This is a genomic window from Mycolicibacterium hippocampi, from assembly GCF_010723735.1.
Classification (GTDB): Bacteria; Actinomycetota; Actinomycetes; order Mycobacteriales; family Mycobacteriaceae; genus Mycobacterium; species Mycobacterium hippocampi.
This window is the reverse complement of sequence record NZ_BLLB01000002.1, coordinates 3,891,238-3,913,946: the sequence shown is the minus strand read 5'-3', so window position 1 is coordinate 3,913,946 and position 22,709 is coordinate 3,891,238. Positions and strand designations below refer to the sequence as shown.

General features: G+C 67.2%; 27 protein-coding genes. 11 read left to right on the top strand and 16 right to left on the bottom strand.

From position 1 onward, the window contains the following. The first annotated feature begins 63 nt into the window (after positions 1 to 63). Together G6N53_RS19880 and G6N53_RS19875 are read left to right on the top strand one after the other, a co-directional pair. A complete protein-coding gene (locus tag G6N53_RS19880) occupies positions 64 to 858 on the top strand; it encodes an EamA family transporter (RefSeq protein WP_371870843.1) in 795 nt (264 codons plus the stop codon). Positions 859 to 883: 25 nt separating this feature from the next. Continuing rightward, positions 884 to 1,525, top strand: a complete 642-nt coding sequence (locus tag G6N53_RS19875) for an FKBP-type peptidyl-prolyl cis-trans isomerase (RefSeq protein ID WP_205390419.1) — start codon at positions 884 to 886, stop codon at positions 1,523 to 1,525. A gap of 31 nt (positions 1,526 to 1,556) precedes the next feature. Here the strand turns inward: G6N53_RS19875 and G6N53_RS19870 are convergent, their stop codons facing one another. From G6N53_RS19870 to G6N53_RS19860, 3 genes are read right to left on the bottom strand one after another with little or no spacing between them, the layout of a single operon-like run. After that, positions 1,557 to 2,054, bottom strand: coding sequence for an SRPBCC family protein (locus tag G6N53_RS19870; protein WP_163891254.1), 498 nt, complete (start codon positions 2,052 to 2,054; stop codon positions 1,557 to 1,559). 20 nt (positions 2,055 to 2,074) lie between these two features. Next, positions 2,075 to 2,443, bottom strand: coding sequence for a DUF1801 domain-containing protein (locus G6N53_RS19865; protein ID WP_163891253.1), 369 nt, complete (start codon positions 2,441 to 2,443; stop codon positions 2,075 to 2,077). Further along, positions 2,421 to 2,765 (bottom strand): ArsR/SmtB family transcription factor, encoded by a 345-nt coding sequence (locus G6N53_RS19860; protein ID WP_163891251.1) that lies wholly within the window; start codon positions 2,763 to 2,765, stop codon positions 2,421 to 2,423. The genes G6N53_RS19865 and G6N53_RS19860 overlap by 23 nt, the downstream gene beginning before the upstream one ends. A gap of 95 nt (positions 2,766 to 2,860) precedes the next feature. Between G6N53_RS19860 and G6N53_RS19855 the strand changes: the two genes are divergently transcribed. Further along, positions 2,861 to 3,682: a formate/nitrite transporter family protein gene (locus G6N53_RS19855; RefSeq protein ID WP_163891249.1), complete on the top strand. Its 822-nt coding sequence runs from the start codon at positions 2,861 to 2,863 to the stop codon at positions 3,680 to 3,682. Positions 3,683 to 3,819: 137 nt separating this feature from the next. Here the strand turns inward: G6N53_RS19855 and G6N53_RS19845 are convergent, their stop codons facing one another. From G6N53_RS19845 to G6N53_RS19830, 4 genes are all read right to left on the bottom strand, one after another. Further along, entirely contained in the window at positions 3,820 to 5,259 is a 1,440-nt protein-coding gene (locus G6N53_RS19845) for a GntP family permease (protein ID WP_163891247.1), read from the bottom strand. 84 nt (positions 5,260 to 5,343) lie between these two features. Further along, a complete protein-coding gene (locus G6N53_RS19840; protein ID WP_163891245.1) occupies positions 5,344 to 5,844 on the bottom strand; it encodes a gluconokinase in 501 nt (166 codons plus the stop codon). Between the two features lie 200 nt (positions 5,845 to 6,044). Further along, on the bottom strand, positions 6,045 to 6,434 hold the full coding sequence (locus G6N53_RS19835; RefSeq protein WP_163891243.1) for a VOC family protein: 390 nt from the start codon (positions 6,432 to 6,434) through the stop codon (positions 6,045 to 6,047). After that, positions 6,403 to 6,717, bottom strand: coding sequence for an ArsR/SmtB family transcription factor (locus tag G6N53_RS19830; protein WP_163891241.1), 315 nt, complete (start codon positions 6,715 to 6,717; stop codon positions 6,403 to 6,405). Before G6N53_RS19830 ends, G6N53_RS19835 begins: the two co-directional genes overlap by 32 nt. 77 nt (positions 6,718 to 6,794) lie before the next feature. On the opposite strand from G6N53_RS19830, the gene G6N53_RS19825 reads away from it, so the two are divergent. Continuing rightward, the gene (locus tag G6N53_RS19825; protein WP_163891238.1) at positions 6,795 to 7,160 is read left to right on the top strand and encodes an Hsp15 family ribosome-associated heat shock protein; all 366 of its coding nucleotides are present in this window, start codon (positions 6,795 to 6,797) and stop codon (positions 7,158 to 7,160) included. A gap of 250 nt (positions 7,161 to 7,410) precedes the next feature. Then, a complete protein-coding gene (locus G6N53_RS19820; RefSeq protein ID WP_371870842.1) occupies positions 7,411 to 8,361 on the top strand; it encodes an esterase family protein in 951 nt (316 codons plus the stop codon). 63 nt (positions 8,362 to 8,424) lie between these two features. Here G6N53_RS19820 and G6N53_RS19815 read toward each other — a convergent pair whose 3' ends face one another. Together G6N53_RS19815 and G6N53_RS19810 are read right to left on the bottom strand one after the other, a co-directional pair. Beyond that, positions 8,425 to 8,658 carry a hypothetical protein gene (locus G6N53_RS19815; RefSeq protein ID WP_163891234.1) on the bottom strand — a complete coding sequence of 78 codons (234 nt, stop codon included), beginning with the start codon at positions 8,656 to 8,658 and terminating at the stop codon, positions 8,425 to 8,427. Positions 8,659 to 8,676: 18 nt separating this feature from the next. Continuing rightward, positions 8,677 to 10,044: an NAD(P)/FAD-dependent oxidoreductase gene (locus G6N53_RS19810; protein WP_163891232.1), complete on the bottom strand. Its 1,368-nt coding sequence runs from the start codon at positions 10,042 to 10,044 to the stop codon at positions 8,677 to 8,679. Between the two features lie 82 nt (positions 10,045 to 10,126). Between G6N53_RS19810 and G6N53_RS19805 the strand changes: the two genes are divergently transcribed. Beyond that, a complete protein-coding gene (locus G6N53_RS19805) occupies positions 10,127 to 11,074 on the top strand; it encodes an aminoglycoside phosphotransferase family protein (protein WP_163891230.1) in 948 nt (315 codons plus the stop codon). A gap of 22 nt (positions 11,075 to 11,096) precedes the next feature. Here the strand turns inward: G6N53_RS19805 and G6N53_RS19800 are convergent, their stop codons facing one another. Beyond that, positions 11,097 to 11,735, bottom strand: a complete 639-nt coding sequence (locus tag G6N53_RS19800) for a maleylpyruvate isomerase family mycothiol-dependent enzyme (RefSeq protein WP_163891227.1) — start codon at positions 11,733 to 11,735, stop codon at positions 11,097 to 11,099. A gap of 113 nt (positions 11,736 to 11,848) precedes the next feature. Between G6N53_RS19800 and G6N53_RS19795 the strand changes: the two genes are divergently transcribed. After that, positions 11,849 to 12,421 (top strand): class I SAM-dependent methyltransferase, encoded by a 573-nt coding sequence (locus G6N53_RS19795; protein WP_163891225.1) that lies wholly within the window; start codon positions 11,849 to 11,851, stop codon positions 12,419 to 12,421. Between the two features lie 33 nt (positions 12,422 to 12,454). Further along, a complete protein-coding gene (locus G6N53_RS19790; protein ID WP_163891224.1) occupies positions 12,455 to 13,999 on the top strand; it encodes a class I adenylate-forming enzyme family protein in 1,545 nt (514 codons plus the stop codon). Positions 14,000 to 14,028: 29 nt separating this feature from the next. On the opposite strand, the gene G6N53_RS19785 is transcribed toward G6N53_RS19790, so the two are convergent. After that, positions 14,029 to 14,910, bottom strand: coding sequence for a TIGR03854 family LLM class F420-dependent oxidoreductase (locus tag G6N53_RS19785; protein WP_163891223.1), 882 nt, complete (start codon positions 14,908 to 14,910; stop codon positions 14,029 to 14,031). 126 nt (positions 14,911 to 15,036) lie between these two features. Here G6N53_RS19785 and G6N53_RS19780 point away from each other — a divergent pair, with 126 nt between their 5' ends. Next, entirely contained in the window at positions 15,037 to 15,789 is a 753-nt protein-coding gene (locus tag G6N53_RS19780) for an alpha/beta hydrolase family protein (protein WP_163891222.1), read from the top strand. Between the two features lie 9 nt (positions 15,790 to 15,798). Here G6N53_RS19780 and G6N53_RS19775 read toward each other — a convergent pair whose 3' ends face one another. Both G6N53_RS19775 and G6N53_RS19770 read right to left on the bottom strand, forming a co-directional pair. Further along, entirely contained in the window at positions 15,799 to 17,205 is a 1,407-nt protein-coding gene (locus G6N53_RS19775) for a hypothetical protein (RefSeq protein WP_163891221.1), read from the bottom strand. Positions 17,206 to 17,447: 242 nt separating this feature from the next. Beyond that, a complete protein-coding gene (locus G6N53_RS19770) occupies positions 17,448 to 17,948 on the bottom strand; it encodes a hypothetical protein (RefSeq protein ID WP_163891219.1) in 501 nt (166 codons plus the stop codon). Between the two features lie 122 nt (positions 17,949 to 18,070). Here G6N53_RS19770 and G6N53_RS19765 point away from each other — a divergent pair, with 122 nt between their 5' ends. Both G6N53_RS19765 and G6N53_RS19760 read left to right on the top strand, forming a co-directional pair. Next, positions 18,071 to 18,676: a YdcF family protein gene (locus G6N53_RS19765; protein WP_163891217.1), complete on the top strand. Its 606-nt coding sequence runs from the start codon at positions 18,071 to 18,073 to the stop codon at positions 18,674 to 18,676. Between the two features lie 18 nt (positions 18,677 to 18,694). Then, complete coding sequence (locus G6N53_RS19760) at positions 18,695 to 19,402, top strand: CPBP family intramembrane glutamic endopeptidase (RefSeq protein ID WP_237166578.1); 708 nt, start codon at positions 18,695 to 18,697, stop codon at positions 19,400 to 19,402. Positions 19,403 to 19,407: 5 nt separating this feature from the next. On the opposite strand, the gene G6N53_RS19755 is transcribed toward G6N53_RS19760, so the two are convergent. From G6N53_RS19755 to tpx, 3 genes are all read right to left on the bottom strand, one after another. Further along, on the bottom strand, positions 19,408 to 21,228 hold the full coding sequence (locus G6N53_RS19755; protein WP_163891215.1) for a fatty acyl-AMP ligase: 1,821 nt from the start codon (positions 21,226 to 21,228) through the stop codon (positions 19,408 to 19,410). A gap of 98 nt (positions 21,229 to 21,326) precedes the next feature. Then, complete coding sequence (gene ripD, locus G6N53_RS19750) at positions 21,327 to 21,980, bottom strand: NlpC/P60 family peptidoglycan-binding protein RipD (protein WP_163891213.1); 654 nt, start codon at positions 21,978 to 21,980, stop codon at positions 21,327 to 21,329. A gap of 195 nt (positions 21,981 to 22,175) precedes the next feature. Beyond that, complete coding sequence (gene tpx / locus G6N53_RS19745) at positions 22,176 to 22,673, bottom strand: thiol peroxidase (protein ID WP_163891211.1); 498 nt, start codon at positions 22,671 to 22,673, stop codon at positions 22,176 to 22,178. Between the last annotated feature and the right edge of the window lie 36 nt (positions 22,674 to 22,709).

The following is a 22,709-nucleotide window of genomic DNA, read 5'->3' as shown; positions in this document are numbered from 1 at the left end:
GATGGCGGTGTCGGTCCGCGGTAATCCGCTGACACGACCAATATCGGTCACTTCAATGCACATGTGAGTGCAGAGCACGCCCGCAGCGGCGTCACGATGGCCATGGTCGTGGCCATCGGCCTCATCGACCGAATCGGATCCGATGGGACAGCCTGGCTGCGGCTGGCCTCGGCGTTCACGCTGCGCACCTTCGGGATGTGCATCGTGCTGGGATGCGTTACCGCGGCGATCTCGCTGCTGTTCATGGCGTCGCTGGACCGGCTTGCCCTCGGTACCGCCACCGCCCTGGAATTCCTTGGGCCACTGGCTGTTGCGGTGCTCCACGGCCGAGGACCGCAGCGGCTGGTGTGGCCCGGGCTGGCTGCGGTCGGTGTGGTGCTGCTGAGCCAGCCGTTCAGCGGCGGCATCGACGCCAAAGGCGCCTTCCTCGCGGTGTCAGCCGGCATCTGCTGGGCGATCTACATCCTGCTCACCCAGCGTGTCGGAGATGAGGTCGCCGGCGTCAACGGGCTGGCGGTGTCGATGCCGATCGCCGGGGTGGTCTCCAGCTTCTTCGTGAGCACGTCGGTCTTCGAGCGGATCACTCCGGAGCTACTGCTGTTCGGGCTCGGCATGGCGATCCTGCTGCCGGTGGTGCCGTACGTCCTGGAGCTCTTGGCGTTGCGTCGGTTGACCACCGCGGCGTTCGGCACCCTGATGAGCCTTGAGCCCGCTTTCGCCCTGCTCGTGGGGTTTCTGCTGCTCGATCAATTGCCGGATGTCGCCGGCATTCTGGGGATCGCCGCCGTGGTTGCGGCCGGCATCGGAGCAGCGCGTGGTGGTGGACGGGAGATGGCCGTGCCACTGGAGGTGGGCTGAGGTCGCGGCTGTAGCCTGGCGGACTGTGAACTCTCCCCGTGTGTCCCCCTCGATCGCCGTCGTGGCGTGTGCCGCTTCCCTCGTGCTGACCCTCGCCGCATGTGGTTCCGAATCGAGCGCGTCGCCGACAGACACGTCAGCGCCGGGCACGCCGTCGGCGGAGTACTTCCCGCCTCCGATCTCCGAGACGCCGGCGGCCGTCGGCAGCGCGTGCCCGGCGACGGCGCCGGAGCAGGCCGGAGCGCCGGAGTGGACCCTGCCCGGCGCCACCGGCAGCGTCGCGGTCACCGGCTCGACGGATACGGCTGCACCCCTCATCGACGTGACCGCACCGTTCAGCGTGGCTGAGACCCAGGTGCACACCCTGCAGGCCGGTGACGGGCCGGTCGTTGCGGACACGGCGACGGTCGCGGTCTGCTACATGGGCGTCAACGGCCGTGACGGGTCGGTGTTCGACACCAGCTATCAGGGCGGCCCTCCCGTGGAATTCCCGCTCGACGGAGTGGTGCCGGGCTTCCAGAAGGCCATCGCCGGGCAGACGGTCGGTTCCACCGTGGGTGTGGCGATGACCTCGGCCGACGGCTACCCGGAGGGCCAACCCGGCGCCGGAATTGCCCCGGGTGACACCCTCGTGTTCGCGATCAAGATCCTCGACGCCGCAAACTGAACCCGGTGATCCCGGCCGGCCTACGGGCCGCTCATGACTGCTGCGCCAGATGGTTCTCGAGCTTGTCGAGTTGCTGTTTGTAGCCCCATTTCATGCCGAACGCGGCCATCTTCGCCTTGGGCCCGATCTTGCTGACCGAGATGTGGAGGTGCACGGTGGTCATCTCGTCGCGCTGGATCAGGGTGACGTCGTTGGTGTGGTGGATCGTCGACCCCTCCTCCTCCCCCTCTGTCCACGAGCGGGCGTCGTATGTCAGCCGCGAGTTCTCTTCGATGCGGGTGAAGGTCCCTTCCATGGGCCAGCGCGTACCTTGGTACTTGCCCATGGCCGCGCCGGCCTCCATGACGACGTAGAGCTGACCGCCGACGCGGAGGTCGATGTCACATTGGGGCACGACGGTATTCTCGGGGCCCCACCACTGCCGGAGCATTTCCGGCTGCGTCCATGCGCGCCAGACGGTTTCGACCGGCGCGCGGTATGAGCGTTCGAAGTCGAGACTCTTGGTCTTCTTGAACAGTTGCAGGATCATGATGTCCTCGGGTTGTTGGATCAGCCGGCGGATCGGGTGACGATCTCCGCGATCCGGGCTTCGGTGGGATCGTCGATTTCGGTCAAATACCAAGCAGATCCGATCAACTTGTGCGAGGCGCCCTCGTCGGGTGCGAGTGTGGCCTTCTCGGTCAGGCCGAACGACACGTAGTCGTCGGCATCGACGCGGAAGAAGCAAATCACCGGGCTGCTCTTGCTTTTCGCGTACCCGGGCATGCCGTACCACAGCCGCGGCTTCAGATCGGGGGCAGCCTTCATGATGACCTCGTGCAGCCGCGACGCGATGTCGCGGAACGCCGGTAGTTCGGCGATCTTGTCGCGCACGACATCCTCGTCAGACTTGCGGTCAACGGTCTTCTTTTGACTCATCCTGTGTCCCTTCATGTTTGATGGAATCGAGATAACGGCCCAACGAATCGAAGCGGATCTCCCAAAGCCGTTCGAATGACTCGACCCAGCGACCGATCTCCTCGAACGGCGCGGCCTCGAGGTGATATATCCGTCGCCGGGCCAGCGCTTCGCCGGTGACCAGCCCCGATTCATTCAGCACCCGAAGGTGTTTGCTGACCTGAGGCTGGCGGATCCCGAGGGTCTCGGCGATGTCACCGACAGACTGAGGTCCGGCGCGCAACAGCTCGACGATCCTCAGACGACTCGGTTCCCCCAATGCCTCGAACACCGTCGCCTGCATCCAGTCAACGTAGGGCGCTGATATATTCCTGTCAAGGAATACGTCATCTACCTCGCGGGTCGGCATCTTCTGGCGAAGTTCGGGTACTCCGTGGCGTGAGTGAAACCAGCCAGCGCCAACTCGGCGATTCCGACAGCCCGATCGAGGACGAACTCGAGGAGACGTTCAACAGGACGATCAGCGAAGGCACCCAGCGCCTGCACCGCAGCTGGCACGAAGTGCTGGTGACCGGCTTCTTCGGCGGCACAGAGGTGGCGATGGGCGTGCTCGCCTATCTGGCGGTCCTTCAAGCCACGGGCAATCAGCTTCTCGCGGGTCTGGCGTTCTCGATCGGATTCCTCGCCCTTCTCCTCGGCCGCAGCGAATTGTTCACCGAGGGCTTCCTCGTCCCGGTCACCACCGTCGCCGCCAAACGCGCCAGTGTCCGGCAGCTGTTCAAGCTGTGGGGCGGCACACTCGCGGCCAACCTGGCGGGCGGCTGGGTCATCATGTGGCTGATCATGGCGGGGTTCCCCAAGCTGCACGCGCAGACGGTGGAGTCGGCGTCACACTTCGCCACCGCCCCGATCTCGATGGAGACCATCTCGCTGGCACTGCTCGGCGGGATGGTGATCACGCTGATGACTCGCATGCAGCACGGGACCGACTCGGTGCCGGGGAAGATCGCCGCGGCCGTCGCGGGGGCGTTCCTGCTCGCAGGATTGGAGATGTTCCACTCGATCCTCGACTCATTGCTGATTTTCGGCGCATTCATCACCGGCCATGCTCCATTCGGCTACCTCGATTGGCTGGGTTGGTTCGGCTACACCCTGGCCGGCAATATCGCAGGCGGCCTGATCCTGGTGACGCTTCTTCGTCTGGTGCGCAGCAAGGACCGGCTGCAGGAAGAGCGCAGCGAAGCCGACGCTGAACGATGACAGCGAGCAGATCGACAGCCTCGGCAACTCGGCGATCGAAGCGGTGCGCGACAACCAGGAGCGGCTGACCAGCGGCGCTCTGGCAACGGCGACGACCGCGACCCAGATCGTCACCGTGACCCGTCACCGACGTCGGGTCAGAACACCATCCACAATCCCAGGGCGATCAGGAACGCGGTCAGCCCGAGCGTCGTCTCCATCACCGTCCAGGTCTTCAATGTGGTTTTCACGTCCATGTTGAAGAACCGGCTGACCAGCCAGAAGCCCGAGTCGTTCACGTGGGAGAGCACGGTCGCGCCGGCGGCGATGGCGATCACCAGCAGCGTCAGCTGCACGTTGCTGAGGTCGGCTTCGATCGCGGCGGCACTGATCAGGCCCGCCGTCGTGGTGAGCGCGACGGTGGCCGAGCCCTGCGCCACCCGCAGGATCGTCGAGATGATGAATGCCTGAACGATCAGCGACATCCCGAGCCCCGACAGCGAGCCGCTCAGAGCGTTGCCGATACCGCTGAGTCGCAGCACGCCACCGAACATACCGCCGGCACCGGTGATCAGGATGATCGCGCAGATCGGCCCGAGCGCCTTGTCGAAGATGGTGCCGACGTCAGCCATCGAGCGTCCGCCCCGCAACCCCAGCACGAAGGTGGCCACGATGACCGTGATGAGCAGTGCCACACTGGTGTTGCCCAGCAGCTTCAGGTACTCCGCCCAGGTGGTGCCTTCCTCGATCACGCCCGCGCTCATCAGGGTGTCGAGCACGGTGTTGAAGGAGATCAACACGAACGGCAGCAGCAGGATGCCGAGGACGGTCGCGAATGCCGGGGCCGTCCGGGTCATGGTGTCTCCGGTGGCCGGGACTCCCCCGCCGGCGCCGTCACTGTCGGTGGTCTCGTCGCGGCCGCCGTTCATCTCCCCGAACAGCGATGCGGGCACGTCGACGTGAATCCGGCGCCCGATCGCCTGCGAGACGAGATAGGCGCCGACGTACCACGAGAGGACGGCGACGGGTGCGCCGATCAGCAGGGTGAGACCGATGTTCGCGCCGAACGCTTCGGCGGCCGCGACCGGCCCTGGGTGCGGCGGCACCATCGCGTGCATGGCGGCGAACGCCCCGGCGGCGGGCAGCGCGAAGAGCAGCAGTGAGCCGCCGAAGCGGCGGGCGACCGTCATGATGATCGGCAGGAAGACGACCAGGCCTGCGTCGAAGAAGATCGGGAAACCGAAGAGCAGCGCAGCGACGCCGAGCGCGAACGGCGCCCGCTTCTCCCCGAACCGACCGATGAGGGTGTCGGCGAGGACCTGGGCGCCGCCGGTGAGCTCGAGGAGCCGGCCGATCATGACGCCGAAGCCGACAAGCAGCGCCACCGAGCCGAGCGTGTTGGAGAAACCGAACGATATGGCGCTCGGCACGTCCGCCACAGGAATGCCGGCGGCCAGCGCGGTGAGAACGCTCACCAGCACGAGTGCCACGAACGCATGCATGTTCACCTTGATGATGAGGAACAGCAGCACGGCGACTGCCGCCGCGGCGATCAGTAGCAGGGTGGTCGTGCCGTATGCCGGGTCAATTGCTTCCACGAGGCCTCCGAACTGTCAGTGCCCGGCAGGTTCCGGGCGTGTCACGACCGTGAAGTCTGCGCATCGTCCAGCGCACCCGATGGTTCATCGGTCCGGCTGTTCGCTTGCGGCGATGTAGGTCTCGACGATGGCATCGATGTTCTGATCGACGTCGATGTCGATGCCCTGTTCGTCGGATTCCAGGGGCTCGAGGGTTTTGAACTGTGACTCGAGCAACGAGGCCGGCATGAAGTGCCCGGGACGGCTGGCTTGTCGCCTGCCGATGACCTCGGTCGTGCCGGACAGGTGCAGGAACTCGATCGCCGCGCAGTGCCCTCGGAGTTGGTCACGGTACTTGCGCTTGAGGGCCGAACAGCTCATGACTCCCCCATCGGGGTGATCGGCCAACCACTGTCCGATCGCGTCCAGCCATGGATGGCGGTCATCGTCGTCGAGCGGTTCACCGGCCGACATCTTGGCGACATTGGCGGGCGGATGGAAGTCATCGGCGTCGGCGAATGGAACCCGCAGGCGCTGAGCCAACGCCGCGCCTACGGTCGACTTGCCGGAACCCGAGACGCCCATGACAACGATGGGTGATGCCATCCCCTCCACCTACTTGATCGTGTTTGAAGTCACACCCAGAATGGCTTAAAAAGCATACGAATGCAAGATCTCCATTGAATAGGCAGGTTTTTGAGCGTGCGGAACCGTAAAGACACGATGTGTTGCCGCCACATCAGCGACGTGTTCGTGCTGAGGCGTAAGTACCCACCTGGTGCGGATTCATCCCTGCCGGGCGGTCCTCAGCCGTTGTGTTGCGCGATCTGGATCAGGTTGCCGCAGGTGTCGTCGAGCACGGCGGTGGTGACCGGCCCCATGGGCGTCGGTTCCTGAGTGAAGTTCACCCCGCATCCCTGCAGTCGCTCGTACTCTCCGGCCACGTCGGCGACGGCAAACGAGGTGAACGGGATGCCGTCGGCGATCAGCGCCTCTTTGAACGGCTTGGCTGCGGGGTGTTCATCGGGTTCGAGGACGAGTTCGGTGCCGTCCGGATCCTCCGGGGATACGACGGTGATCCAACGGTGCTGGCCCATCGGGATGTCGTGCTTCGGCGCAAACCCGAGTGTCTCGGTGTAGAAGCGCAGCGCCTTGTCCTGGTCGTCAACGAACACGCTTGTCAGATTGATTCTCATGGTCATCCTTCCCCGGCTGTTCGAGCCACCGCGCCACGATCGGTTCGAGCGGTGTGGTGTTGATGTAGTGGAACTTGTAGCGGCCCTCGCGACGCGTCTCGACCAGCCCCGCCGCCTCCAGGACGTCGAGGTGCTGCGAGACCGCCTGCCGCGACGAACCCAGACCGTGCTTGGTCGCCAGCCGCGCGCAGATCTCGAAGAGCGTCTGCCCGTTGCGGTCTGTCAGCTCGTCGAGGATGGTGCGGCGCGTGGGGTCGGCCAGTGCCTTGAAGACGTCACCCACGCCAACCCACGATATGCAAGTGTGTGCTTGCCTGTCAACGGTGTGACGCGGCCGCGTGGCGGTCCATGATGGATGTCATGGAGTCGACCCGCGTGGACCGGTGGTTGTGGGCCGTCCGCCTGACCAAGACCAGGCCGGACGCCGCGGCGGCGTGCCGAGGCGGCCACGTGCGGATCAACGATCGACCCGCCAAGCCCGCCGCCACGGTATCCCCTGGTGACGAGGTGCGCGCCCGGTTGGGCGACAGGACGCGCATCGTCGAGGTGGTGCGGGTGATCCAGAAGCGGGTCGGCGCAGCCGATGCCGTGACCTGCTATCTCGACCGATCCCCCGCGCCGGCCGCCACTCCCCAGGTGCCGCTGGCGGTCCGGGACCGCGGCGCCGGCAGGCCCACCAAACGGGACCGCCGCATGCTGGACAAGTGGCGAGCGGCGCAGCAGTGAGTGCGCTTGCGGCAGCGGCAATTCTTACGTAGAAGTGACCAGCCCCGCCCGGCGCCGATTCGCCGTAACGGCAAATCGTCACATGACGAACTAACTGGTGGCACCCCGCTCCTGCGGTGGCCGCTCGCGATGCGGTGGATGCGAAGCAGTGGCATCCGATCCAGTGAACCTGCGCTGACCGCAGACCTTTTCGTGAGGTACGCGCTGTCGTGCGCGTCCAGAGAGAACGGCAACAAATCAAATGAAATTCATGCTCAATTTGGGCCGTCGGCTGCAGGCCGGCGCGCTTGCAGCTCTACTGCTGGCGGGGTTGCTCACCGTCGCAGGCACCCCGGCCACCGCGGGCGCCTACTCTCGGCCGGGTCTGCCGGTGGAGACACTGATGGTGCCGTCGGCGGCCATGGGCCGCGACATCCCCGTCAGGTTCCAGGGCGGCGGCCCCAAGGCGGTGTATCTGCTCGACGGCCTGCGCGCCCGAGACGACAACAGCGGCTGGGATATCGAGACCGCGGCGTTCGAGAACTATTTCGAGTCGGGTCTGTCGGTGGTGATGCCCGTCGGCGGCATGTCGAGCTTCTACACCAACTGGCAACGTCCGGCTGTCGGTAACGGCGGCACCTACAACTACCAGTGGGAGACCTTCCTGACCTCCGAGCTGCCCGCCTACCTGGCTGCCAACAAGGGCATCTCCCCCAGCGGCAACGCCGTCGTCGGTCTGTCGATGTCGGGGAGCTCGGCGCTGATCCTGGCCGCGTACCACCCGAACCAATTCCGTTACGCGGCTTCGCTGTCGGGTTTCCTCAACCTGTCCGAAGGCATCTGGCCCACCCTGGTCGGTTTCGCGATGCGTGACGCAGGCGGCTTCGACGCCACCGCGATGTGGGGTCCCGGCGGCGGCCCGGCGTGGCAACGCAACGACCCGACGGTGCAGGCGGGCCGGTTGGTGGCCAACGGCACCCGCATCTGGGTGTACACGGGTAACGGCCGACCCGGTGACCTCGGTGGCGGCGGCGACATCCCCGGCCAGGTGCTCGAGGGCATCACGCAGGACAGCAACCAGGCGTTCCAGCGCCGGTACGAGGCGGCCGGTGGCAGCAACGGCGTCTTCAACTTCCCCGCCAACGGCACCCACGGCTGGGGGTATTGGGGTTCGCAGCTCAACGCGATGAAGCCGGACATCCAGCGCGCGCTGGGCGTCTGAGGCCCGAAACGAGTCGACCACCGCAGATCCGGAAGTTCTGCGGTGGTCGCCGTTCGGACGTGATCAGTACGTCGGGATGAACACGCCGTTCATCCACACGCCCCATTGCTGCCAACCCTCGTCCCAGACCTGGGGGTGGCCCTGGGCCCACAGCGGCGGCACTGGTTGCGGCGGTGCCCACGCCGGCGGCTGTCCGGTGTCCGGACCGGCAGGCGGCACCGGCGGCGGTGTCCAGCCGGGTTGCGCAGTGGCGGTGGCGGCGCCGAAACCGAGGGCGCCGGCGGTGAGTCCGCCCACGACGGCCGCACTTCGGCGCTAGTTCTCGATCTCCGATCCTGGCTGTGGCCGGGACGGATGGTCGTCACATGTCGCCCAGGTGTAGCGCTGCTCGGAGGTGGTGTGGCTGTCGCCGAGCATGAACGCTCGGTGGTGGCGGCGGTTGGTGCGCGCGATGGTGGCCAACCAGGTGACGACGGTGCTGATGCGATTGCTGACACCGGTGAGAAATGCGATGTGCAGCAGCCCCCACGCCAACCAGCCCGGGAAGCCGGCAACCTTGATGGGGCCGATCTGCAACAGGGCGTTTCCCCGGCTGATGTACGCCGCGGAGCCCAGGTCACGGTAGCGGTACGGCCTGCGGGCTTTTCCCTCGAGCTCGCGCCGGATGCAGGCGGCGACGTGCAGCCCTCCCTGCATCGCGTTCTCGGCGACGCCCGGCAGCTTGTCGCGGCCGACGAGATCGCCGATGACGAAGATCTCCGGGTGTCCCGGCACCGACAGGTCGGGTTCGACGTGGATCCGACCGGAGCGGTCGGATTCGGCGCCGACCACGTCGGCGACGTGTCGTGCAAAGGGCACCGCTTCGACCCCGGCGGTCCACAACACGGTCCTGGCTGCGTACTCCTCATCCGGGCCGCCGGCCTTCGGTGAGACGGTCACTCCCTCCCGGCCCACATCGGTGACGTGCACGCCCAGGCACAACTCCACGCCGAGCCGTTGCAGAGTGCCGGCGGCCTTGCTGGAAAGGTCCGGAGCGAAGGTCTTCAGCACCCGGTCTCCGCCGTCGAACAACACCACCCTGGCATCCTCGGGGGCGATGCTGTGGAACTCGTTGGCCAACGTCCTGGTCGCCATCTCCCGGATCTGCCCGGCCAGTTCCACCCCCGTGGGACCACCGCCGGCGACGGCGAAGGTGAGCCAGCTGTCCCGCGCTGCGCCCGGCGGCAGCGTCTCGGCGATCTCGAACGCGGTGAACAGCCGCTGACGGATGCTCAGCGCGTCATCGAGGGTCTTCATCCCCGGCGCCCACCGTGCGATGTGGGCGTTGCCGAAGTAGGACTGCTGCATGCCGACCGCAACGACGAGCACGTCGTAGTCGATGGTGAAGGTCGTCTCATCGGGTCGCCGGGCGGTCACCCGGCGCGAACCCGCGTCGAGTTCGATGGCCTCGCCGAGCAGTGTGGTGATGTTGCGGTGTCGGGCGAACTGCTCGCGCAGCGGGCGGCTGATCTGGCCGATGCTCAGCGTCCCGGTGGCGCACTGGTAGAGCAGCGGCTGGAACAGGTGACCGGCGGCCCGGTCGAGCAGGGTCACGTCGACGTCGGTGCCGCCCAGCCGCCGCGCACAGAAGAGACCACCGAAGCCGCCCCCGATGATCAGCACCCTCATGCGGCGGTTCGTCATGACACCCGACCGTAGTCCGGTGGCGGACGGTGCGCGGAAATCGGCTCGACGCACCCCGGGCGGAGGCGTCAGACTGGGGACGGTGTTGACTCCCGACGAGATCGCCGCGCGGACGGCACGCGCCGTGGAAGCCGCGACGGCAACCGGCCGCGGTTACGGGTTACCCGTGGACGAACCCCGGGTGCTCTACGACCTGTTCTCGGTGATCGTCCATCTCGCCCCGGCTCCCGTGGTGGTTCGCGTCCCGACGGTCCTGCCGCGCTCCTACCTCGAATCTCCCGCGCGGCAGACCGCCCAGCAGCGCTCGGAGATCGCGGTGGCAGGGTGGCTGGCCGATCACGGCCATCCCGTGGTTGCGCCGAGTTCCCTGGTTCCGCGTGAACCCGTTCGCCGCGAAGGGTTCTCGATGACGTTCTGGGAGTTCGTCGAGGAGGTGCCGGATGCCGTGCTCGACGTGGAACGACGCTTCGAGGCGACCGCTCGTCTGCACGCCGCGTTGCGCGGGTACGACGGCAGCCATCTCGGCTTCTGGACACCGTTCAACGACTACATCCCCGACGGGCTCGGTGAACTCGGACACCGACCCGATCTGCTGAGCCCTGCCGATCATGCACGGGCCCAACGGGAATGGTCGCTGATTGCTTCGGTGTTTGCCTCTCGAACCGCCTCCGCAAAGGCATTCCCTGGGGCTGACCTGCAGACTATCCACGGCGACGCGCCTTTCCACAACCTGATCTGCACCACAGACGGCGAGCTGTGGTCCGACTTCGAACTCGTCACCACCGGCCCGGTCGAGTCCGACCTCGCGATGGCAGGACCCGAGGCGGTGGCCGCCTACAACGATGCGGCGCGACGCCTGGGGCTGCGCCCGGTGGACGAGCGAGTATTACGGGTCACGGAGGCGGCCGCTCTGCTCGCGGCGGTTGCGTGCCTGGCTATGGCGCCTCAACTCCCACTGCTCGTGGACGCGGTGACGCCGGTGGTGGAGCAGTGGCGCGTCGGCCCGTCGGTCACCGACATGATCGGCTGACAACGCGACCGGGCACCAGGGCTCACCGCGTCGCTGCGAGCAGACGGGCGGCACCAGGGCCCTCGAGCGTGCACTCCGGCGGCCGGCGCCCGGAGGTGACCACGAGGAGGTCTATGGCGGATCCGCGGACCTCCGGACCGTCTCCGATCTCGATGCCGGTATCCGTCGCGACGAGGCGTAAGCCCTGCACCCTCTCGCGTCCGCCGTGGAACGAAACAGCGGTCCTGGCCTGATACGCCAGCGCCGTCGCCACTGCGGCAGGCGGGTAAGCGGCAGCGATCCCCAGCGGTCTGCGGATGTCCTCGCCGTGGACGATGGCCTCCACCAGCCGAGTTGCGCGGGCGGCCGGTGGCGTGAGTGTCAGTCCGACGGCCGCGTCCAGGGCGTCGAGTGTGGCGGCTGGATCGGGGCGCCGCTCCCGTGCGACACCTGCGGCGTTGTCCCCGTCGAAGTCGAACCTCGAGGCAATCATCCGGCGAATGAAGCGCGTCCTCGAGGTCTTCGCCGTGTCGAGGACATGAGCGAGGACGTCGTGCACGGTCCATCCCGCACACAGCGACGGCGTCGACCACGCCTCGGCACGCACAGTGCGGAGGTCGGAAACCAGTTGAGCGCGTTCGGCGTGCACGACCGACCACACACTTGCGGCTTTCGAGGTCACTACTCTCTCCTGACGTCTGCGGGCATTTCGTCATACAGACTCGTGCGCCGCGGCGGAGTCATCGCCTGCCGGCCGCGGCAGAGCCCTCACCTGGAAGCCCTAACCTTGGTTCGATGTCCGACGAGGATCGCGTCCGCTGGGACCGGCGCTACACCGACCGCGGCTTGGTGACGCTCGACGAACCCGCGCTACCTGCCGTGTTCCAGCCGTTCGCGGACGAGTTCCCGACGACCGGCTGCGCACTGGACCTGGCATGCGGAACCGGCGGAGCCGCCGTGTGGCTGGCGCAGCGCGGAATGGCGGTCTGGGGCTGTGACGTATCCGCGGTGGCGATCTCGCACGCCCGCGCGCTGGCCGAACGATGTGGGGTGACCGCCCGGTGCCACTTCCAGGTCTGCGACCTCGACAACGGTCTTCCCGCGGGGAGTCCTGCAGACGTGTTGATCTGCAACATGTTTCGCGATGCGCGCCTGGATCAGGCCATCATCGGCCGGATCGCCCCCGGTGGCCTGCTCGCGGTCAGCGCGCTGAGCGAAGTCGGAGCATCACCGGGATCCTTCCGGGCCAGGGCCGGCGAGCTGCGACGGGCGTTCGCCGGTCTGGACGTGATCGCGGGCGAGGAAGCGCACGGCCGAGCCTGGCTGCTTGCCCGCGCCGTAAAGACGGTCGACCGGACACCGGAGTGACACGCCGTGGCGGCGGTTGGAGATGATCGGCATGTGCACCAACCACCGCTGACGGTACCGGCGCTGCTCGCGCATGCGGTTCGGGAGTTCGCCTCCCGCACCTACCTGGTCACTCCCACGGAGCGGCTCACCTACTCGTCGGCGGACCGGCGCTCGGCCGAGCTGGCCCGGTGGTTGCTCGCCCGGGGAGTCGGCAAGGGGACCCGCGTGGGCTTGTTCTTCCCGAACGGCGCCGAATGGGTGACCTGGTGGCTCGCTGTGTCGCGGATCGGGGCCGTCGCGGTGCCGTTGAGCACCATGTATCGTCCGGCCGAGATCGCCAAGGTCGTCAGGCTGGCCGACATCGGCCTGCTGATCGCCCCCAGTCGGGTGCTCGACATCGACGTCGCGGAGCGGCTCGAAGCGGCCTTTCCGGAGCTGACCGGACAGACTGCGGAGCGGCTGGAGTTGGATCGCGCGCCGTTCCTGCGACGGATCGTGCTGACCGGCGACAGCCGGCGACAGTGGTCGGGCAGTCACAGCGACACCGACGCGGACCGCCTCCCCGCCCATGTCCTCACTTCTGCCGAGAACGAGGTCTCGCCGGCCGACCTTGCGATCATGGTGCACACCTCTGGATCCACCGCCGACCCGAAGGGCGTGCTGCACACCCACGGCACACTGGCCAGACAGACCTCGACGTGGCCCGCAGCGATCCGCGCGATCACCGGCTCAGCCTCGTCGTCGCCGGTGATTCTGTGCGCGATGCCGTTCTTCTGGATCGGCGGCGTGCTTGCCGCCACCGGCGCACTACACGAACCCGTGACGCTGCTCGTGATGCCCGGACTCGACGCCGGAACCGCGCTCGACCTCGCTGAAACGGAGGGAGCTACCGGGATCGTGGGATGGCCGGCGTTCACCCAGCGGATGCGGGAACACCCCAGCTTCCCGGGCCGGGACCTGTCTGCCGCGCCGATGTTGCGCGACGGCCCGTTGGACATCGCCATGACCGACGTCCCCGACGGCTTCCCCGTCCACCGCACCATGTCCGAGACCGCCGGCGGATTCGCCTACACGGAGATGAAGATCGTCGACGAGACCGGGATGCCCGTCGGCGACGGAACGGTCGGCGAGTTGCTGGTCCGCGGTATCGGCGTGATGGCGGGGTACAACAAGCGGGAACGCAGTGAGACGTTCGACGCCGACGGGTGGTACCACACCGGAGATCGGGTCTACCGCAACGCCGGTGACCCCCGACTGTTCTACGTCGGCCGCACCAGCGAGCTCATCAAGACATCCGGAGCCAATGTCTCCCCATTGGAGGTCGAGGCGGTCATCGGGGATTTCGAGGAGGTGGCGCAGTGCGTGGTGATGGGCGTCGACCACCCAGAGCGCGGCGAAGAGGTGTGCGCCGTGCTCGTGCCCGCCGACGGCGACCTCGACGTGGAGTCGCTGGCGCGCCGCAGCCGCGACGTGCTGTCCTCCTACAAGGTGCCGACACGGTGGATCACCGCGTCCAGCGCTGACATCCCGACGCTCGCCAGCGGCAAACTCGACCGAAAGGCGCTGCGCGCGTGGGTCTCCGAAAACCTGCGCTGAACCGCACAGACGTGGCACAGTCCACGGACTCAATTCTGTCGAGGAAGCAGTTCCCTGACGAAGGACTCGAGGAACGCCTCGCTGCCGATGCGTCCGGCCGGTCTGATCACGAACTTCGTCAGACCCGCGGCGATGTAGTCGTCGATCTGCCGATGCAGCTGCACCCAGTCGGCCGCGACGAGCTCTGTCGGGTCGAGATCGGGCCGCCGCTTGCGGACGGCTGCCAGGACCGGCGCGGGTAATTCGCCCTCTCCCACAGCCAGATTGATCCCGAAATGATCCGCCGGCACACGGCGCCCCGCCGCGTCGGCGGCAGCGTCGATGTCGAGGCGGGCCCGGCGCGCTTCGGCGGGCGTGACGAAGCTGCCCAGCCAGCCGTCACCGTAGCGGCCGATCCGCCTGAATGCCGCCGGGCTGGCGCCACCTAGCCAGATGCCCACCGGTGCAGCTGGTTTCGGGAGGATATCGGCGTCCCGCACGGTGAAGAACCGTCCGTCGAACGTGACGTCGCGGTCGCGCAGAACGGTGCGCAGCAACGCCAGTGACTCGTCGAACACCGCTGCGCGCTGTCCGTCCGGGACGACGAACAGGTCGCGCTCGGTGGGGATCGCCGAGCGCAGTCCGAATACCGGAAGGACCCGCTTCGGTGCGAGTGCGGCCAGTGACGCCAACTGTTTGGCGACCAGCACCGGGTGGCGGCCGGGCAGCACCGCGACCGAGGTGCCGACCTTCAGCGTCGTCGTGCGCGCCAACGCATACGTCATGCCGACGAACGGGTCCACCGCCGGCGAGTAGACGAGTTCGGAGAACCACAGCGAGTCGACGCCGGCCCCCTCGAGTTCATCGACGAACCCGGGCAGCTGATCGGGGGCGACATCGGCGCTGAGATTGACTCCGAACCGAACCTTCACGCCTACCTCCTGGCTTGGACTGTCGCACCTGGGCAACGCGTGCGGATGTCGTTTTGTGCCCGTCGGCGGCGGCGAGGTCGCGGAGGGTGATGGCATCGGCGCCCCCGGCGGTGACAGGATGGCCACGTGGCAGAACGCTTCACGTTCCCCAGTAGCACCGGCCCGACGTGTGCCGGTCTGATCGACCCACCCGAAGGCGACGTTCGGGGATGGGGGGTTTTCGCCCACGGGTTCACCCTCAGCAAGGACTCGCCGGCGGCGAGCCGGATCTGCAAGCAGCTGGCCAGTGAGGGCATCGGCATGCTGCGCTTCGACAACCTCGGCCTCGGGGACTCCGAAGGTGACTGGGGCGACGGTTCGTTTTCCCACAAGGTCGCCGACACCGTCCGTGCGGTGGGGTTCATGAACGAATCGGGGCGTGAGGTCCGGCTTCTCGTCGGCCACTCCTTCGGCGGGTCGGCGGTGATCTCGGCGGCGCACAGCTGCCCGAGCGTCACTGCCGTGGTCACCGTCGGGGCGCCCTTCGAACCCGCGCACGTCGAACACAACTACGACGCCCTTGTAGAACGGATCGAGGCCGAGGGTCAGGCACCGTTCCTGATCGGCGGCAAGGCGCTCACCCTGCGTCGGCACTTCATCGAGGACATCCGCGCCACCGATCTGCGCGAGTGCATCAGCACCCTGCGGCGGGCGCTTCTTGTCATGCACTCCCCCACCGACAACACGGTGGGCATCGAGAACGCCAGCGAGATCTTCCGCACCGCGCGGCACCCCCGCAGTTTCGTGTCGCTCGAAGGTGCCGACCACCTGCTCACCGAGAAGAATCAGGCGGCACGAGCGGCCCGCATCATCAGTGCGTGGGCCGACCCGTACCTGTGACCCGGTGACTCAGTCGTCGCTGCCCGAATCCGAGTCGCTCTTGTCCGAACCCGAATCCGAGGCGGAGTCGCTGTCCTTCCCGGCCGAGGAGTCGTCCGACTGACCGATCTTGGAGCCCGGCTTCTTGAAGCTGTCGGTGACCTTGGAGATCGTGGAGCTGATGCTGCTGCGCACCTGCTTCACGGTTTCGCTCGCGGCGCTGGGCTTGCGGTGCCTGGGACCGGTTTTCGCCGGCTCCTCGTCGACATCAGCGTCAACATCAGCGGCAGTGTCGATGTCGATGTCGGTTGTCGCTGCGTCGGCTTGCGCCGATTCGACCGCGGCGGTGTTCTCCACCGGCGTGGAGGCTGCCGCGGTGGCCGGCTCGGTGGCGTCGGGGTCCTCGAAGACCGGCCCGGGCACCGGCTCGTTGTCCGGATTGGGGACGAACGGGGCGCAGATCGCGCACTGGGTGCCCAGCACGAAGGGGTTGAACGCGGTGTTCAGTCCGCTGCCGAGGCTGACCAGGCTTCCGGTGACCAACTCGGGGGTGACCGGTTGGATCGAGGACACATCCGGTGTCTCGGTCAGGCTGTCGTAGAAGCTGGTGAACGGTTCTGTCGCGTCCAGCTTGACCGTCTGCCCCGACCACGGCACCTCGGGTCCGTCCTCGTCCTTCACGTAGCACTGCCCATCCTCGTTACAGGTGATGCCTGCCCGAGTCTCGGGATAGGTGTATCCCTCTGGCGAAAACAGTGCAGCGACATTACGAAGGTCGAACATTTTGCTCAGAATGCCGACCGGGTCGTCACACGCGCCGGGGCCGGTTCCGGTGCACCCGGTGTGCATCGGCAGTTGCGAGGCGGCGATCGCAGCGAAGATGTTGCCCAGCGGCACGGCCAGCGCCGGGAACGGGACCAGGATGTTGGTGATCGCCTGGTATCTGGATGGGTCGGCGGGGTCGGTGCCGAGGATGTTGGTCTGGCTGTAGAGCCACCAACTGCCGGTGTACCGCAGGTTCCTGCCCAGGCCCGGGACGCTGCCCTCGGGTTGGGTCAGCGTGACGCCCTCGTAGGTGGGTTGAAAGCTGAATTCGCCCTCGGGATCCGACCCCAGTTGCACGTTGCCCTCGCCCAGTGCATTGAAGAAGTTGAACGGCGTATTCGCCAGGGCTATAAACAGATTCGCCGGGATGTTGACGAGGCCGCTGCTGTCCGCGGTGGCGGCGAAGGGTGCCGCACCGGGTAGCTCCGCCGGTTCACTGCACAGGGCGCTCGCGGCCCCCTCTGCGCAAGTCTGCGTCGCCGCGGCCAAGCTGACGTCCCAGCTTGCCGACCGCGAATCGGGCTGCGGCGTGGCGACCGGCGCCGCGGATATGACGCCGGCCCCGACCAGCGCGACGCCCGCGGTGAAATAGGAATGTGCCATTGTGGGCATGAGGCTTCTCCATGTTGCTGTGCTGGCCCCGACCCGCACGAAACGTATCGACATTGTGGCCGATTGTCTACCTGGCACGGCGGATTGCTTCACCAAAATGAGTTTGCTGACGAGGGCGTCAGTTAATGCACGTACCGTCTTCAGCAAATGTTGCGCGGTTTCTGGAACGCAATTCGTGGCCGTTCGGGCCTGCACCTACCGAATTCGCGACGCCGAGCGCGATCGGCGGGTCACATCAGCAGTCAGCTGCCGGCGCCTTCTTCGGCCGGTAGCGGTGGCGGCAGCGGCGTGCTCGGTGTGGTCGGCGCCGTCACCTCGCTGGGCGCTGTGGTCGTACCCGCGCGGTGGAAGTCCAGCATCGCCTCGTCACGGATCACCCGCGTGCCGGCGCTGATGACCAGAGCGCTCGACGTCACCATGTACTCGATGCCGTCGTTGGTGGCGGTGAAGGTGCCGTCGGAGGATCGTGAGGCCGGCGTGATCAACCTGGCGCCATCGCGCACCCGCACCCCCCGGTACTCGTAATCACCGTCGTCGCTTTCGCAGATCGCCACCCGTGAGCTAGCGGTGCTCCCGAAAACGACCACAGTGTCCGGTGCGCTGCACCGTGCCGTCGAGTTGAGATATCCCTGGCTGTCGAACGGGGGTGCAGCGGACGCCGAGGGTGCTGCGACGGTGAGCAGGGCCGTGCAGACACCCGTCGCGAGAACGACGCGGGCAGGGAACGCGCGGTAGGAAGCCATCACGTTCCACGAGATCACGTAGTGGCTGATCGCGCGGTCGGCGACCCTCGATGATCACTGCATTGTTGGTGCTTTGAGACCGGACCGTAATGACTCGGCGCGCCGCGGCGATGAAATTGACGATGACTCCACGAAAAGCTGTGAAGCACCGGGGCGCCGCAGGCCGCGCGGTGGTCCTCGCCGTGGTGCTGGCTGCGGCGCTTGTGCTGCCAGGTGTGTCGGCGGGACCCGCTCACGCCGCCCCGCCGCTGGTCGCCAAGGACTTCTCCAAGCCGGCGATCGTCATCCTCGGCTACGGTCTCAAGCCGAACGGCACGATGCGCCTGATCCTGCACACCCGGGTTCTCGCCGGGCTGGCGGTTGCCCAGATCTTCCCCCAGGCGCCCATCATCGTGACCGGTGGCAACCCGAGGAACGGAAACACCGAAGCGGGGCAGATGGACAAGATGCTGCGCCTGTACGGCACCCCTCGCGAGCGGATCATCGTCGAGGACAGAGCCAACAGCACGGTGCAGAACGCCCGATTCTCGGTGCCACTGGCCGAACAGGCGGGCGCGTCGGGAATCATCCTGGTGACCTCGTCGTCACATCAGGACCGTGCCGACGGCAACTTCGCCGACGCAGGTGGCAACGTCCTGGCGACGGTGAGTTTCCCGGACCAGAACCCGTCCATCAACATCGCCCAGTTCGTCCGGGACGTGATCAGCCCGTTCGTGGCCATCAGCTAGTGGGTTAACGTCCCTGTCGTGGACGCTGTACAGCCATTGCGCCCGCGCCGCTGGGGACTCGGCGCCTTCCTGCTCGTCGAAGTTGTGTTCCTGGCGTCGTCGCTGTCGCTCGCCTTCCTGCTGGGAGGCCAAGGGAGCCTTCCGATCTCGGAGGTGGTGCTGGTCGTCGCCACGCCCACGCTCCTGGCAGCCGGGCTGGCCATCCTGATCACCACACTGCGCGGGAACGGGCCGAGGATCGACCTGAAGCTGCAATGGTCGCGGCGCAGCGCGGGTTTGGGCCTTCTGTTCGGCGTCGCCGGGTTGTTCGTCACCCTGCCCGCGGCGCTGCTGTGGGTCTGGATCGTCGGAGAGGATGCCAACTCTGCGGCGGGCCAGGTGTTCGGCGGAACACGCAGTACGTGGGCGTGGGCCGTCGTCGTGTTCGTCGTCGTCGTCTTCGTCGCCCCGTTCTGCGAAGAGATCGTCTACCGGGGATTGCTCTGGGGTGCGGTGGATCGGCGTTGGGGACGCTGGGTGGCGCTGGCGGTGACGACCGTGGTCTTCGCGATCGCCCACCTGGAGTGGTCGAGGGCGCCGCTGCTGCTGGTGGTGGCCCTCCCGATCGGGTTGGCGCGACTCTACGCCGACAACCTGACGGCGAGCATCGTCGCCCACCAGGTCACCAACCTCCTACCGGGGCTGGTCCTGATGCTCGGTCTCGCCGGAGAGATACCCCAGGTCTGAACCGCTCAGCCGAACGCACCTGCGAGATAGTCGGTGCGGCAGGCTCGCCGGGCGAGCTTGCCGCTTGTGGTCCGCGGAATCGAGCCGGCCGGCACCACACGCACATCGGCGACCGGTACCCCGTGTTCGAGCAGCACGGCAGCCTTGATCGCCGCGATCGCCGCTGACGGATCCACGCGGGCGGTGTTGGCGGCGCGCTCGGCCACCACGACCAGGGTCTGGCCGGTCTTCCCGGCCACGGTGAACGCCGCCGCATAACCCCGCCGGATGATCGCCGATGCGTCGGCGGCGGTGGCCTCGATGTCCTGCGGATAGTGGCTGCGCCCGCCGGCGGTGACGACGTCGGCGATCCGGCCGGTGACGAACAGCTCCCCATCCAGAAAGAAGCCGAGATCGCCGGTCCGTAGCCAGGTCTCGGCATCACCGTCGGATGTGTCGCCTTGCGCGCTCAGCTGCGCTCGGAAGGTGCGCTCGGTGTCCTCCGGCCGACCCCAGTAGCCGCGGCCGACGTTGTCGCCCTGCAGCCAGATCTCGCCCACCCGGCCGTCCGGCAGCTGGGTGCGGGTGTCCGGGTCGACGATCACGCACCGCTGGGACCGGGCGACGTGACCGCACGACACCTGGGCCGTCGCCCCGGGATGATCATGCTCGACGCGCACGGCCCACCCGTCGGCGAGGCGGCGCCGGTCGAGGTGCACCACCTTCGGCTGTGCGGCCGGCTCGATGGTCGAGACGAACAGCGTGGCCTCGGCCAGTCCGTAGGACGGCTTGAACGCGTTGGGCGGCAGACCGAACGGCGCGAACGCATCCTGGAACGTGCTGATCGCTGCGATGCTGATCGGTTCGGAACCCACGATCATCACCACGTTGCTCAGGTCGATGCCCGAGCCGTCGGCGGGGACCCCGCGCGCAGCGGCCCATTCGTAGGCGAAGTTCGGTGCGGCGGTCACGACGCGTCCGTTCCGCGATCCCGCGGACAGCGCCTCGATCCAGCGCAGCGGTCTGCGGATGAACGCGGTCGGCGACATCAGCGTGGAATGACCACCGTAGACCGCCGGGAACCCGATCATCGACAGTCCCATGTCGTGGTAGAGCGGCAACCAACTGACGCCGTGGGTGTTTCGGTCGACCAGGTCGATCGACAGGATCATCTGCAGCAGGTTCGTGCCCACGGCGCGGTGGGTGATCTCCACACCCACCGGGGGACGTGTTGCGCCCCCGGTGTACTGCAGGTGAGAGACATCGTCGACCTCGATGCTCGTCGGGAGGAAGTCGGCGGCCGCGGAGTCGGGGATCTCGTCGATCACGATGACGTCCGGCCGAGCCAGGTCGGTGGTCCTGTTGTCGAGGAAGGCCTCGACCTCGGCGCGTGCGGCCGTGGTGGACAGCACAGCGGAGGGACGCGCGTCCCGCAGCGCCGTGTCGAGTCGTTCCGCGTGGCCGGGCAGTTCGGGGGCGAACAGGGGCACGGCGACGGCGCCGGCTCTGATCGCGCCGAAGAATCCGGCGACGTAGTCGAGGCCCTGGGGCGCCAGGACGGCCACCCGGTCCCCGCGCGAGGTCACACGCTGAACTCGGGCACCGATGGCCCGCATGCGCACCCCGAGTCCGGTCCACGTCATCTCGAGCGCCCGGCCGTCGCCGGGGCCGGTGAAATCCAGGTACCGGTAGGCGATCGCGTCACCCACGTTGGCGATGTTGCGGTCGATCAGGGAGATCAAGGTGACGCCGGGCGGCAGCGCTATCTCACCGTCGGCGTCGAGGCAGTCCTCGATCTGCAGCAGACCCTCGCCGGCGACGATGTCAGGACCTGCACCGCGACTCATCCCTGAAGTCTAGGCGTCGGGGCCCGGCCAGCGGGACGGCTCTGACCGCCTGCGCAGCAGACGATCTCGGCTGCCCGGGCTCTGGGCGGACGGTGCGATCAGGCGATGATGCGCACCAGGTAGGGCGCCATGTTGTCGGTGCGGACCGATGAGACGGCCACCCCGGCGTCGGTGGTCTCGACCATCTGCCCGTTGCCGATGAACAGCGCGACGCTCTGAGTTCCCTCGGGGCCGTAGAAGATCAAGTCGCCCGGCAGTGCGGCCGCCGGCGCGACTTTCTGGCCGACCTTGTACTGCTCACCCGATGAGCGCGGCAGTTTCACCCCGGCACCGGCGTAGGCATACACCATCAGACCCGACGCGTCGAAGCCGACGACCTCGATGCGGCGTGGTTCCGGGGCGGGCGCTCCGACGTCCGGCGTGACGCCGGGCAGGTTCAACCCGGGCACCAGATCGGCTGCGGCCGAGTCCGCCGGAGGGGTCTCATCGGTCCCGGAAGTCCCGGCAGTTTCGGAATTTTCCGGAGTTTCAAAAGTCTCGGAGACAGTGACGGTGCCCTTGCTCGGTCCCGACGCACCGCCACCGCCGTAGGCGAACGGCACACCGCGCTGGGACATCGCGCGGGCGATGACCAGCTCGACCGCCTTCTGGTTGGTCGCCGATCGCGTGATGTCAGCGGTCGCAAGGCCCGGCGTCGCCACCAGTAGGGCAACACCGAGCAGGAGGACTACAAACACACGGACGCGTCGCATTGCACTTCCATCGCTTTCCGGACGCCAACGCCCGCTGGCGCTGGACTCAATGATTCACAACAGTCACTATGACCACTTCTACACCACCCGTAGGCGGGTTTTGACGTCGTCGCAGGACGGTGAACCAACCAGATGCGGTTCCGGAACCGAACGGTGACCTATGGCGGCGCGCCGCCGTTTAGGGTGTGTCCCGGCTCACGCCTGGAGTGCTGAAAGCGCCGCGTCGTAGTCGGGCTCCTGGCCGATCTCGGGCACCAGTTCGGTGTAGGACACCTTGCCGTCGGCGCCGATCACGACGACCGCGCGCGCGAGCAGACCGGCCATCGGACCGTCGGCGATGGTGATCCCGTAGTCCTCACCGAAGCTGTCGCGGAACGCCGACGCCGCTTTGACGTTCTCGATGTCCTCGGCGCCGCAGAACCGCTTCTGCGCGAACGGCAGATCCTTGGACACACACAGCACCGACACCCCGCTCGCCGCTGCGCGCTCGTTGAACGTGCGCACGCTCGCCGCGCAGACGGGGGTGTCCACCGATGGGAAGATGTTCAGCAGCAGAGGCTTGTCGGCGAATTCTTCGCCGCTGACCGCGCCGAGATCGGTGCCCGTGAGCGTGAAGGCCGGAGCCGGCGATCCGACAGCGGGTAGTTCTCCGACGGTGTTGATCGCGTTTCCGCGCAGGGTTATCTGAGCCATGGTCACAGTCTGCCAAGCGCGGCCCGCGCCGTCGCG